The following is a 10,311-nucleotide window of genomic DNA, read 5'->3' as shown; positions in this document are numbered from 1 at the left end:
TGAGCCTCGATCTCAACCCGGTGCTGCTCGACAGCGCGGGCAGGGGCTGCGTGGTGGTCGATGCGGTGGTGTTTCAGGGCTAACTACGTCATTGCGAGCCAACGGGCCGCGCGAATGCGCGAATGACGGCTATGCTCGTTACCGCCAATAGAATACAACGCTGGCGATGACGAGCATGGCCGTCACCGCCAGCATTTGCGCGAGCATCTCCGAGGCTGCCCTTTTGGTGGCTTCCTTCATGGTCATGCTCCCTAGACCTGGGCGTGAGTCATCGTCGCCCGGGAGGGCCTGACGACTCCATTTGTGCTTCACTCGGAACACCCCGCGACGAGTATCCGCTTAACGAGTCCCCACTCAGCGAATATCGACGGCATCAGAATCGAATGGTAATGCGGCGGGATTTTGGCTCACGCGCAGCCAAGATGTGCGCGTGGGATGACGTTTTTGAAGCTGTCATGTTGATCCAAAGCTTGCTGCAAGGCATGATCGCGCGCGGCGAGGCGCTGCCGGCGCATCGCCCAATCAACGATCAGGAAACCTAAGGTTAAATCATGGCCCGTATCGAATATGCCGACCCCGCCAAGGCAAACGATCGTACCCGCGAGATCCTGGGCAAGAACCGCAACGCCAACATCTTCCGGATGATGTCGCATTCGCCGAGCTACTTCGAGCAGTATTGCCGGCTCGGCGGCGCCATCAGGCACAAGGGCGAACTCGATCCGGTGGTGCGTGAACTCGCGATCACGCGCACCGGCATCCTGTGCGAAGCGCCCTATGAAATCGTCGCCCACAAGCGCATCGGCAAGGGGGTTGGCGTCACCGACGAGCAAAACGCAGCCCTTGAAGACTGGACAACGGCGACCTGTTTCAACGACGTGCAACGCGCCGCGCTCGCCTTTACCGATGAAATCGTACGCTTACGCCGCCCGACCGACGCGACCTTCAACGCCATCGCCGCCAAATTAACGCCGCGCGCGCTGATCGAGTTGCAGCTCTCCGTCGGCTTCTACATCATGACGTCAAAATTCCTGGAAACCTTCGGCATCGATCTGCAGCCGGTGTCGGAGGTGGTTTGAACGTCCGACGCGCGTTTCCAGCGCATCCGGCTTAAGCCGTCCGTCGCCTGCGCGGACGGCTTTTTGTTGTGGCCGCGGATGGCCTGGGGTAGCTTGTTCTTCTAGCGGAATTTTATTCCGCCCGGCAGAATGAGGCTCTCATGGGAAGGCGCTCGGAACGGCTCAGCAAGCAGGGAATGTTCGCCAGCGATCTTGCCGGCGAGGGCGACGTTATTCAGGTTGTGTCGCGCGCCTTCGACGTATTGCGCTGCTTCGAGGGCCATGAGGCGCGGCTCGGCAATCTCGAGATTTCCAGTCGCTGCGGGCTGCCGCGCTCGACGGTGTCGCGCCTGACCCACACGCTGACCCGGATGGGCCAATTGGTTTATCTGCCGCGCGACCAGAAATACCGGATCGGCCCCAGCGCGGTGGCGATGAGCACCTCGATGATGCGCGGCCTGCAGTTGCGCAACCTGATCCGGCTGCGGCTGCAGGACGTCGCCGAGCAATTGCCGGGCACTGTCGGCTTCGTCATTCCCGATCGTTTTCACCTGGTCTATCTGGAGTTCGCGCGCGCCGCCAACGCGCTCGGCCTGCATGAAAGCACCGGCAGCCGCATCGCCATGGCGAGCACGGCCGCGGGCCATGCCTATACCGCGGCACTCGATACCGATGTCGGCGACGCGCTTCTGGCGGAAATGGAACGCGAGAATCCGCAAGGCGCAAGACTGCTGCGGCCCCGCATCGAGGACAACCGCCGGTTTCTGCGCGAGCATGGATATGTCGTGGCCTGCGGATTATGGAGCCCGCATATCAACGGTCTCGCGGTGCCGCTGTGGTCGCCGCAATACCAGACCTTCGTGGTGGTGACGATCGGCCTGTTGTCGGCGATGTACGACGAGAAGCGGCTGCACAAGGAAGTCGCGCGCCCGATGCTGGAACTGAGCGTCGCGGTCGGCAGCCTGCTGGAGGGCGCGGATGGCGAGCTCTTCAGCAACCGCATGCAGAACAAGCCGCTCCCGGCGGCGGTTCATAAAAACAAGGCGATCAAGACGGAGGAGACCGATGAACTGGAAGCCGGAGCTCGACGACCTCGCCCGGCGCGAAGCGTTCGCGCGCGAGATGGGAGGCGTTGACAAGGTCAAGCGTCAGCGCGACCAGGGCCGGCTCACCGTTCGCGAGCGCATCGACCGGCTGGTCGACGCCAACAGCTTTCACGAGGTCGGGGCGATCTCCGGCACCGCCGAATATGGCGCGAGCGGCGAACTCGTCAATCTGACGCCGGCCAATTGCGTGTTCGGCCGCGGCAAGATCGACGGCCGCACCGTGGTGGTGGTCGGCGACGATTTCACCGTGCGCGGCGGCTCCGCCGATGCCTCGATCTCGGCCAAGCCGCTGATGGCCGAGGAGATGGCGCATGATTTCCGGCTGCCGATCATCCGGGTGATCGAGGGCTCCGGCGGCGGCGGCTCGGTGAAAACCATCGAGACCAAGGGAGCGGCCAATCTTCCCGGCGGGATCGGCGGCACCCGCGCGTATCTGTACACCACGGCGAACATGGCCCGCGTGCCCGTGGTCGGACTGGGGCTCGGTTCGGTCGCAGGTCTGGGCGCGGCGCGATTGGCCGCCAGCCATTACTCGGTCATGACCAAGAGTTCGGCGATGTTCGTCGCCGGCCCGCCGGTGGTAAAACGCCTCGGCCAGGATCTCACCAAGCAGGAACTGGGCGGCGCCGAAATCCAGACCCGCGCCGGTGGCGTCGACCACGCCGTCGATACCGAGGAGGAGGCTTTCGTCTGCGCTCGCCGCTTCCTGTCGTATCTGCCGTCGTCGGTCTATGAACTGCCGCCGACGATTCCTTGCGAGGACGATCCGCAGCGCGCGGAGGAATCCCTGATGAAGGCGGTGCCGCGCAACCGCCGTCAGGTCTACAAGATGCGACCCATTATCGACGCCGTCGTCGACAAGGGCTCGTTCTTCGAGATGGGCGCCAATTTCGGCCGCCCGATCATTGCCGGCTTCGCGCGGCTGGAAGGCCGCGCCGTGCTGCTGCTGGCGAGCGATCCCTTTCACTACGGCGGCTCGTGGACGGCGGACGCCTGCCAGAAGGTGGTGCGCTACGTTGATTTGGCCGAAACCTTCCATCTGCCGGTGGTCTATCTGATGGATTGTCCGGGGTTCATGATCGGGCTCGATGCCGAGAAGGCCGCAACCATCCGCCACGGCGTGCGCGCGATGGCCGCGGTCAACCAGACCACGGTGCCATGGTGCACCATCATCGTGCGCAATTCGTTCGGGGTCGCCGGCGTCGTGCATCAGCCGGCGGACCGGTTTTCGATGCGCTATGCCTGGCCGTCGGCTTATTGGGGCTCGCTGCCGCTGGAAGGCGGCATCGAGGCGGCCTATCGCGCCGACATCGATGCTGCTGATGATCCCAAGGCCAAGCTGCAGGAGATCGAGGACCGGCTCAACAAGCTGCGCTCGCCGTTCCGTTCCGCCGAACGGTTCTGGGTCGAGGAGATCATCGATCCGCGCAAGACGCGTTCACTATTATGCGAATTCGCGCGATTGGCCGAACCGATCCGCACACCGGGGCCGGCGACGAATTTCACGATCAGGCCGTAGCTTAACCTCGCCCCGCTCTTGTCCGCCGAAGCCCGCCTTCAGGCGAAGGCGGATGCGGGGAGAGGTCGAAATTCGCGGTAGCGAATTTCGGGTGAGGGGGACTCACCGCGGGTATTTCTTCTTCAGAATTTGCCGAGGCATCCCCTCACCCCAACCCCTCTAAGAGCGAGCTTTGCTCGTCTCGAGCCCGCCAGGGCTGGGCGAGGGAGAAGAGTCACGCCGCCGCCGCCTTCGCCGGCCGCGAAATCGTCAGCGTGATCACCGCCGCGATGATGCAGAGCGCGCCGGCTGCGAAAAACGCCGGCAGGTAGCTCAGCAGCAGCGTGCGCGACAGGCCGGCGCCGAACGCTGCGGTGGCGGCGCCCAATTGATGGCCGGCGAAGATCCAGCCGAACACCAGGTTGGCGCGCTCCGGACCGAATCGCTGGGCGGTGAGCCGCACCGTCGGCGGCACCGTCGCGATCCAGTCGAGGCCGTAGAACATCGCAAACAGCGACAGGCCGTAGAACGAGAAATCGGTGAACGGCAGGAACAGCAGCGACAGGCCGCGCAGCCCGTAATACCAGAACAGCAGATAGCGGTTGTCGTAGCGGTCCGACAGCCACCCCGACACGATGGTGCCGAAGAAATCGAAGACGCCCATGGCGGCGAGCAGGCTCGCGGCCTGGACCTGCGGAATGCCGAAATCGAGGCACATCGGAATCAGATGCACCTGGACCAGCCCGTTGGTAGAGGCGCCGCAGATGAAGAAGGTGAAAAACAGAATCCAGAACACCCGGGTCCTGGCGGCATCGCGCAGCGTGCCGAGCGCGGCCGCCATGATCGGCGCGGTGTTCGGTGGCGGCGCCGGCAACGGCTGCGTGCCTTCATCGCCGAATGGCCGCAGCCCGACATCGCCGGGGCGGTCGCGCATCACCATCAGCACCGCGACGGCGGAGACGCCGAGCATCGCGCATACCAGCGCCAGCGCCACGCGCCAGCCCAGCCGTTCGGTCAGGCTCGCCAGCAGCGGCAGGAACACCAACTGCCCGGTGGCTACGCTCGCGGTGAGGATACCGACCACGAGGCCGCGCCGCGCCGCGAACCAGCGCGCGGCAATGGTGGCGCCGAGCACCAGCGCGGTCATGCCGGTGCCGATGCCGACCACGACGCCCAACAGCAGCATCAATTGCCAGACCTTGGTCATCGCCAGCGACGCCAGAAGCGCCGAGACCACGACCAGTTGCGCCGCCAGCGTCACGTTGCGCAGGCCGTAGCGGTTCAGCAATGCGGCTGCGAACGGCGCCATCAGCCCGAACAGGATGAAGCGGATCGACAATGCCGAGGAAATCTCCGCGGTGGTCCAGCCGAACTCATGCTGCAGCGGCACGATAAACACGCCGGGCGCCCCGACCGTGCCGGCGCTGATCAGCGCGGTGAGGAAGGTCACGCCGACCATCACCCAGCCGTAATGGATGTTGCGGCGGGCGAGGGCGGCGGAAAGCCAGGTGGAGATCATGAAGGTTCCTGCGGGTTGGACCCGTCATATCACTGGCATGACGGTCGTGTGTCTGAAATGCCGTATTTCCCTCATTTCAAGACATCAAGCTAAACCATGCGCGGGAAGCGGCATCGTTTGAATGACAATCATAATATAATGCACTGCAAAAATTGCAATGGCGGTTCGGCATGAATTGTCGCGAGGTATTTTCCCGAGGGGAACTCCGCGAAGCGAAGACGGGTGAGGGGTCTGCCTCAGCGGATTTCAGCGCCCGAAAGATAATTCAGTGCTCGCGGAGAGAGACCCCTCATCCGGCAGCCTTCGGCTGCCACCTTCTCCCGCAAGGGGAGAAGGAAGAAGTTACCGCTTCCGGTCCAGAAACCCCTGCATCAGCCGCTGCGGCTCGCCGCTCAGGAACGATTGCCCGAACACGCCGATGCTGAGATTGACGGATTCCTTCAGCGGCAGTTCTTCCCATTGCCGCAGCAGCGCCTTCTGCGAGCGCAATGCCTCGGGACCGCATTCCAGCAGCGCCGCTATCGTGCTTTCGACGGCGGCATCGAGGCCGCCTTCCGGCGCCACCACATCGACCAGCCCCCAGGCCAGCGCCGTCGGGGCATCGATATTGGCGGCGGTCATGACCAGCCAGCGGGCGCGGCCCCAGCCGATCAGCCGCGGCAACAGCGCCGCGTGGATGACGCTGGGAATCCCCACTTTGACTTCCGGCATGCCGAATTTAGCATCGTGCGCGGCAATCCGGACATCGCAGGCGGCGGCGACCTCAAGCCCGCCGCCGAGACACCAGCCAGGCATCCGCGCAATGACGGGCGCCGGAAAGGCCCGCACCGCTTCGCAGAGATCGCGCAAGCCGGTGATGAATTTTTCGGCCGAGGCCTGGTCGAGCCCAGCCATTTCCTTGATGTCGGCGCCGCCGATCATGCTCTTTTCGCTCTGGCCCGCGAGCACCAGCACCCGGATCTGCTGCTCCGTCGCCAGCACCTCCAGCCCGTTGCGAACGCCGTTGATGACCGCGGTTCCCAGGATGTTGAGTGAGCCGGCATTGCAGATCGTCAGCTTGACCACGCCGCGCGGGTCGCGATCGACGCCGCAATGGGGATTGAGCATGTGCATGGCGGGTCTCGGGTGGGCGTCGGCGGTTTTCGAACAGCGTTATTCCCGGTCAAACCGGCGGCTTGTCAAGCTTCCCGGACCGATCCTTCCGCTGTCATGTTGGTCCTGGGCAGATAGTCTTTGCAAATAGATGCAGCTTTTCCCAACCGTTTCCGATATTATATGACCGCAAACATCCAATGGGACACCCATGCGCTACTCCAGGGAACACAAGCAGGAGACCCACGCCAGGATCGTGAAGAAGGCCTCGGTGCGGCTTCGCGAAAAGGGCGCGCATGGCATCGGCGTCGCCGACCTGATGAAGGACGCAGGCTTGACCCATGGCGGGTTCTACGCCCATTTCGATTCCCGGGAAGCGCTGGTCATCGAGGCTTTTGCCCATGCGATGGACCGCTCCACCGATCACTGGCGCAAAATCGCCGAGCAGACGCCCCCGGAACAGCGGCTGGCGACCATCGTGGATTCCTACCTGACGAGGGTGCATCGCGACGACCCCGGTCATGGCTGCGCGGTTCCGGCGCTGGGCGCGGAGATCGCCCGCGAGAACCCCAGGACCCGCAAGGCATTCGCCGCCAAGCTGGAACAGATGATCGACATGCTCGCCGATCAGATCCCGGAGGTTTCGCGCAAAGCAGCGCGCCAGCAGGCGATGGCCGCTCTCGCCACCATGATGGGAGCGCTGGTGCTGGCCCGGGTGGCCGGCAGCGGCGAATTTTCCGACGAGATTCTCTCCGCCGGGCGTGACGCGGTGCTGGATCGCGCGGCGTCAGCGAAGAAGGCGACGTCGGGGAAAGCCGCTAAAGCGATCCGGCACTGACGAGGTTTTCCGTCGGGCGCATGCGACGTTGGTCGTAGGCTTCCGGAAACACGGCCACACCCGCATTTTCGCAATCGCGCTGCGCGCGGAAACTCTTTCCAAATCCTGCAAAGACTGCAAGATGCCGCAAAACCGGCCCTTGCAAACAAGCTTCTGGAGGAACCCATGCGCTCAATCGGACATTTTATCGGGGGACGTGAGGTCAAGGGCACATCGGGCAGGTTCGCCGACGTGTTCGAGCCGATGACCGGCGACGTCCAGGCCAAGGTGGCGCTGGCTTCCAAAGCCGAGTTGCGCGCGGCGGTCGAGAACGCCAAGGCCGCGCAGGTCGAGTGGGGCGCCACCAACCCGCAGCGCCGCGCCCGCGTCATGATGAAATTCCTGGAACTGGCGCAACGCGATTACGACAAGCTCGCCGATCTCTTGGCGCGCGAGCATGGCAAAACGGTTCCCGACGCCAAGGGCGACATCCAGCGCGGCCTCGAAGTGGTCGAGTTCGCCTGCGGCATTCCGCATCTGATGAAGGGCGAGTACACCGAAGGCGCCGGCCCCGGCATCGACATCTATTCGCTGCGACAACCCCTGGGAGTTGTCGCCGGCATCACGCCGTTCAATTTTCCGGCGATGATCCCGATGTGGAAATTCGCGCCGGCGATCGCCTGCGGCAATGCCTTCGTGCTCAAGCCGTCGGAGCGCGATCCCGGCGTGCCGATGGCGCTGGCGGCGCTGATGATCGAAGCGGGGCTGCCGCCGGGCATCCTCAATGTCGTCAACGGCGACAAGGAGGCGGTCGACGCCATCCTCGACGATCCCGATATCCGCGCCGTCGGTTTCGTCGGCTCCTCGCCGATCGCGCAATACATCTATGAGCGGGCGGCGGCCACCGGCAAACGCGCGCAATGCTTCGGCGGCGCCAAGAACCACGCCATCGTGATGCCCGACGCCGACATGGACCAGACCGTCGATGCCCTGATCGGCGCCGGCTACGGTTCGGCCGGCGAACGCTGCATGGCGATCTCGGTCGCGGTGCCCGTCGGCAAGACCACCGCCGACCGCCTGATGGAAAAACTGATCCCGCGGGTCGAGTCCCTGAAGATCGGCACCTCGATCGATCCGTCGGCGGATTACGGTCCGCTGGTGACCAAGGCAGCACTCGATCGCGTCAAGAATTACGTCGAGATCGGTATCAAGGAGGGGGCAAAACTCGCGGTCGATGGCCGCGGCTTCAAGATGCAGGGCTATGAGAACGGCTTTTACATGGGCGGCTGCCTGTTCGACAATGTGACAAAAGACATGCGGATCTACAAGGAAGAGATCTTCGGCCCGGTGCTGTCGGTGGTGCGCGCCCACGACTATCACGAGGCGCTGGCGCTGCCGTCCGACCACGATTACGGCAATGGCGTTGCGATCTTTACCCGCGACGGCGACGCCGCACGCGACTTCGCGGCCAAGGTCAATGTCGGCATGGTCGGCATCAACGTGCCGATCCCGGTGCCGATCGCCTACTACACCTTCGGCGGCTGGAAGAAGTCCGGCTTCGGCGATCTCAACCAGCACGGTCCGGATTCGATCCGCTTCTATACCAAGACCAAGACCGTGACCGCGCGCTGGCCCTCCGGCGTCAAGGAAGGCGCGGAGTTCTCGATTCCGACGATGAATTGAGCGAACGCATGATCGCGTCGACAGGCGTCTGATGCAATTCGCGCTCAACGAGGATCAGATCGCGGTTCGCGACATGGCGCGGGACTTCGCCGCGGAGAAGATCGCGCCGCATGCGATCCGCTGGGACGAGGACAAGCACTTTCCGGTCGATGTGATGCGCGAGGCGGCGACGCTTGGCATGGGCGGGGTCTACATCCGCGACGATGTCGGCGGCTCGGCGCTGACGCGATTGGATGCGGCGCTGATCTTCGAGGCGCTGGCGTTAGGTTGTCCGACGGTCTCCGCATTCATCTCGATCCACAACATGGCGTGCTGGATGATCGATGCCTATGGCAACGACACCCAGCGGCGCAAATGGCTGCCGCGACTCTGCACCATGGAATTGCTGGCGAGTTATTGCCTGACCGAGCCGGGCTCGGGCTCGGATGCCGCGGCGCTGCGGACCCGCGCGGTGCGCGACGGCGACCACTACGTGCTCAACGGCCAGAAACAGTTCATTTCCGGCGCCGGCAAGGGCGACGTCTATGTGGTGATGGTGCGGACCGGCCATGACGGACCCGGCGGCATCTCGACGCTGGTGGTCGAGGGCGATACGCCGGGGCTTTCGATCGGCGCCAACGAGCGCAAGATGGGCTGGAATGCGCAACCGACCCGTGCGGTGATTTTCGAAAACGCACGCGTGCCGGTCGCCAACCGGCTCGGCGATGAAGGTATCGGCTTCAAGATCGCGATGGCCGGGCTCGACGGCGGGCGCATCAACATCGCGGCCTGTTCGCTCGGCGGCGCGCAATGCGCGCTCGACAAGTCGCTGGCCTACATGAAAGAGCGCAAGGCCTTCGGCAAACGGCTCGACGAATTCCAGGCGCTGCAGTTTCGCCTCGCCGACATGGCGACCGAGCTCGAAGCGGCCCGGACCTTCGTGTGGCGCGCGGCGGCGGCGCTCGACCGCAAGGATCCTGATGCCACCATGCTGTGCGCGATGGCCAAGCGCTTCGGCACCGACGTGGGCTTCGAGGTCGCCAACCAGGCGCTGCAATTGCACGGCGGCTACGGCTACCTCAGCGAATTCGGCATCGAGAAGATCGTGCGCGACCTGCGCGTGCACCAGATTCTCGAAGGCACCAACGAGATCATGCGGGTGATCGTGGCGCGCAAGCTGATCGAGGGCGCGCGATGACGGCGCCCGCCGCGGCTGTTGCGGGCGCCGAGCCCGACCTGATCGCCCGGTGCGAGGGTGCTGCCGGCATCATCCGGCTCAATCGCCCGAAAGCCATCAACGCCGTGACGCTGGAGATGTTTCGCGACATCGACAAGGCGCTCGATCAATTCGAGGCCGACCCTGCTGTGGGTCTGATCCTGCTGGAAGGCGCCGGCGACCGCGGCCTGTGTGCCGGCGGCGATATCCGCGCGCTCTACGAAAGCTCGAAAGTCCGTGGCGACCTCGGCAAAATCCTGTGGCGGGAGGAATATATCCTCAATGCGCGCATCGCCAGGTTTCCGAAACCGTATGTGGCGTTCATGGACGGCATCGTGATGGGCGG

At 64.2% G+C, this 10,311-nt stretch carries 10 protein-coding genes; 8 read left to right on the top strand and 2 right to left on the bottom strand.

What is annotated here, in order from left to right:
- Nucleotides 1–389 precede the first annotated feature (389 nt).
- From E7813_RS21620 to E7813_RS21605, 4 genes are all read left to right on the top strand, one after another.
- Complete coding sequence (locus tag E7813_RS21620; RefSeq protein WP_291577306.1) at nucleotides 390–542, top strand: hypothetical protein; 153 nt, start codon at nucleotides 390–392, stop codon at nucleotides 540–542.
- A gap of 9 nt (nucleotides 543–551) precedes the next feature.
- Complete coding sequence (locus tag E7813_RS21615) at nucleotides 552–1,076, top strand: carboxymuconolactone decarboxylase family protein (protein WP_291577305.1); 525 nt, start codon at nucleotides 552–554, stop codon at nucleotides 1,074–1,076.
- Between the two features lie 140 nt (nucleotides 1,077–1,216).
- The gene (locus tag E7813_RS21610; protein WP_291577304.1) at nucleotides 1,217–2,191 is read left to right on the top strand and encodes a helix-turn-helix domain-containing protein; all 975 of its coding nucleotides are present in this window, start codon (nucleotides 1,217–1,219) and stop codon (nucleotides 2,189–2,191) included.
- On the top strand, nucleotides 2,121–3,680 hold the full coding sequence (locus E7813_RS21605) for a carboxyl transferase domain-containing protein (RefSeq protein WP_291577303.1): 1,560 nt from the start codon (nucleotides 2,121–2,123) through the stop codon (nucleotides 3,678–3,680). The genes E7813_RS21610 and E7813_RS21605 overlap by 71 nt, the downstream gene beginning before the upstream one ends.
- A 214-nt stretch (nucleotides 3,681–3,894) precedes the next feature.
- Here the strand turns inward: E7813_RS21605 and E7813_RS21600 are convergent, their stop codons facing one another.
- Nucleotides 3,895–5,178 carry an MFS transporter gene (locus tag E7813_RS21600; protein WP_291577302.1) on the bottom strand — a complete coding sequence of 428 codons (1,284 nt, stop codon included), beginning with the start codon at nucleotides 5,176–5,178 and terminating at the stop codon, nucleotides 3,895–3,897.
- Between the two features lie 342 nt (nucleotides 5,179–5,520).
- The gene (locus E7813_RS21595) at nucleotides 5,521–6,291 is read right to left on the bottom strand and encodes an enoyl-CoA hydratase (protein ID WP_291577301.1); all 771 of its coding nucleotides are present in this window, start codon (nucleotides 6,289–6,291) and stop codon (nucleotides 5,521–5,523) included.
- A 190-nt stretch (nucleotides 6,292–6,481) separates the two neighbouring features.
- Between E7813_RS21595 and E7813_RS21590 the strand changes: the two genes are divergently transcribed.
- The 4 genes from E7813_RS21590 to E7813_RS21575 all read left to right on the top strand — a co-directional run.
- Complete coding sequence (locus tag E7813_RS21590) at nucleotides 6,482–7,108, top strand: TetR/AcrR family transcriptional regulator (RefSeq protein ID WP_291577299.1); 627 nt, start codon at nucleotides 6,482–6,484, stop codon at nucleotides 7,106–7,108.
- A 165-nt stretch (nucleotides 7,109–7,273) separates the two neighbouring features.
- Nucleotides 7,274–8,770 carry a CoA-acylating methylmalonate-semialdehyde dehydrogenase gene (locus tag E7813_RS21585; protein WP_291577298.1) on the top strand — a complete coding sequence of 499 codons (1,497 nt, stop codon included), beginning with the start codon at nucleotides 7,274–7,276 and terminating at the stop codon, nucleotides 8,768–8,770.
- A gap of 31 nt (nucleotides 8,771–8,801) precedes the next feature.
- A complete protein-coding gene (locus tag E7813_RS21580; protein WP_291577297.1) occupies nucleotides 8,802–9,947 on the top strand; it encodes an isobutyryl-CoA dehydrogenase in 1,146 nt (381 codons plus the stop codon).
- Nucleotides 9,944–10,311, top strand: a 368-nt coding sequence (locus E7813_RS21575; RefSeq protein WP_291577296.1) for an enoyl-CoA hydratase/isomerase family protein, incomplete at its 3' end; no start/stop codon positions are given. The genes E7813_RS21580 and E7813_RS21575, both read left to right, overlap by 4 nt.

Source organism: Bradyrhizobium sp., from assembly GCF_004799405.1.
In the GTDB taxonomy this organism is placed as follows: domain Bacteria; phylum Pseudomonadota; class Alphaproteobacteria; order Rhizobiales; family Xanthobacteraceae; genus Bradyrhizobium.
This window is presented reverse-complemented; position numbering and strand designations above follow the sequence as displayed.